The sequence below is a fragment of the Protofrankia sp. Cj3 genome (assembly GCF_917627355.1).
Classification (GTDB): Bacteria; Actinomycetota; Actinomycetes; order Frankiales; family Frankiaceae; genus Protofrankia.
The window spans coordinates 5,900-8,184 of record NZ_CAKJTR010000144.1 but is presented as its reverse complement, the minus strand read 5'-3'; the positions used below and the strand labels follow the sequence as shown (position 1 = coordinate 8,184).

The 2,285-nt window shown below is 70.1% G+C and carries 2 protein-coding genes; one reads left to right on the top strand and one right to left on the bottom strand.

Annotated features, from left to right (window positions below; translation table 11 throughout):
• The coding region (locus MJ783_RS17485) for a hypothetical protein (RefSeq protein ID WP_370651667.1) at nt 1-622 on the top strand (622 nt) is incomplete at its 5' end.
• On the opposite strand, the gene MJ783_RS17480 is transcribed toward MJ783_RS17485, so the two are convergent.
• Nucleotides 619-2,285: hypothetical protein (locus tag MJ783_RS17480; RefSeq protein ID WP_239311624.1), on the bottom strand; the 1,667-nt coding region annotated here is incomplete at its 5' end. The genes MJ783_RS17485 and MJ783_RS17480 overlap by 4 nt on opposite strands.

The window sequence follows — 2,285 nt, the reverse complement described above, 5'->3', positions numbered from 1 at the left end:
CGCTGTCCGGCGCTGTCCGGGTGCGCTGACGGTGTATGGACAGCTGTGCGTTACTGTTATGCGACATATGGTTGCCCAGATGTGGGGTGTGGCGGGAGGCGTTTGCGTGGTCGAACCCACACCGGAGCTGCTGGTCGTCATCGCGTCGGCAGGGTCTGTGCCGTCGCGCGGGCCTGCTGGTCCCGAGGACGCCGGTGATGATCCAGGCGACCGGGACACGGAGCCGGCAGCGGCCGGGAGCGACCAGCGGCAGGTGATCGGCACGCTGCGCGGCTTGGCGCGGGTCACCGCGATCCTGCTACCGCGGCTTGCCCTGGTCGTGTCCCCGCCGGGGGGCGCCGACGCGCTGGCCCGCCTGCCCGGTGTCGTAGGCGTGTTCACCCACACCGTGCCGGCGGGCCTGCGCGAGACCCTGACCGCGACGGAGAACCTTTTCGTCGACGCCTGGCTCGCACGTCTGGCAGGCAAGCGGCGGCTGGGGGAGGGAATGCCCTGGGACGCCGCCGATCGGCTTTCCCCCGAGCGGCAGCGCCCGGACCCGCCGGATCGGTTTCGCCGGTCCGGCGGAAATCCGGGTGATTCCCCGGGGCCCGGTCCACGGGCGGGCTGCCAGCCGGACTAGAAGATCCGGCTGGGGGGCAACCAGTCAAATGTCCCCGACGACGTACGCGCCATGGCATACAGCCGGTCGCCGACTCTCGCGACGACCTCCAGATGCCGGTCGAACGAACTTTGGATCATTGTCACCGTGTCGACGTGCCCGAGCTCGGTGGCGAACACCCGCGGCGCGCTCCACGGAAAGCCGGACGCGTCGTTGTCCCGCCACAGGTGGACCAGGCCGCCGGCGGCGGATGGCGCGACGACCTCGAAGTTGCCTATCCGGCCGAACTGGCTCTGGACGAGCACGGGATTACCGGCCGTGCCTTCGGCGAACACCACTGAGGTCCGCCACAGCCCGTCATCGGCGCGGTAGAGGTGCACGAGCCGGCCACCGACCGACGCGACGGCCTCCAGATTGCCGGCGCCCAGGCCGCCGGCGCCGAAGCTGCTCTGGATGAGGCTGACCGAATCGACCCGGCCGAGGTTCGCCGCCACGAGAACGGGCCGGCTCCACGGGTAACCGGCGACGTCGTTGTCACGGGAGAGGTACAGCAGGCCGACGTCTGGAGCCGGGACGAGCAGCTCGAACGTACCCAGCCGGCCGAACCGGCTGTGGATCAGCGACGGCATCCCCGCGGCGCCGTTCACCAGCTGGGTGGGCTCGTGCCAGCGCAGCGACGATCCGCTGTCGCGCCAGAGGAACACCAGCGAGGTGCCGGTCCGGGCGATCACCTCCAGCGCGCCGGGGGCCGCGAGCCGGCTCTGGATCATGGTGAGCGCGTCGATCCGGCCGATTGCCTGCGCGATCTGGGTCGGCTCCCGCCAGGGCAGGCCCGGGGCGTCGTTGTCACGCCACAGGTGGGTCATGCCGGCGAACGCGGAAGGCACGACCAGCTCGAAGTTGCCGGCCTGGCCGAAGTCGCCCTGTACCAGGACCGGGTTGCCAGCCACCCCGCGGCCCCAGCCGATGTGGCTCGGGGTGTACCGGCACATCTCGAAGCTGTTGGAGCGCATCAGGCAGGTCATGCTGTCGGGTGCGCAACTGTCACAGTTGCCGTTGGGGGCCCCGAACCGTCCCCAGGCGCCACCGCAGCCGCAACCGCTGGCGGCGTACTCGTCCGGGCAGCCGAAGATGTGCCCGGTCTCGTGGGCGAACACGCGGTCGAGGTTGTCCGGGCCCCAACCGTCGTTGTCGTAGGACAGGACGAGCCGGGGGCCGCCGACCGAGCTGTAGGCGAAGTCGGACAATGGGTACTTGGTGACGAACGCGCAGTAGGACCATCGCGTGCCATGGAACTCGCGTAGATCGTCGACGAACTCGTACACCCCGTCGAAGTTCGGCGTGTATCCGAGCTGGCCCATGGCGGAATCCCGCCAGAGCGCCTCCAGATCGGCGGCGGCGGGGTTCGCGGGCGTCGAGATCCGGACGATCCTGATGTCGTAGCTGAAGGTGAGGTCCGCGGCGGGATTGGTGGTTGCATACCAGGACAGCCCGTTCTGGACCTCCGCGACGACCTTGGTGCGTTCCGCGGCGGTGAACTGGAGATCGGCTGTCGGCCCCTCGACGATGACCAGACCGATGGCGATGCTGCCTTCCATGAAGCCGCTGGTGGGCATGGCGGGAGCGGCGTGCCCGACCGGTTCGCCCGTCTGGTCGCCGGCGGCGGTGGCGATGGGGGTGGCGG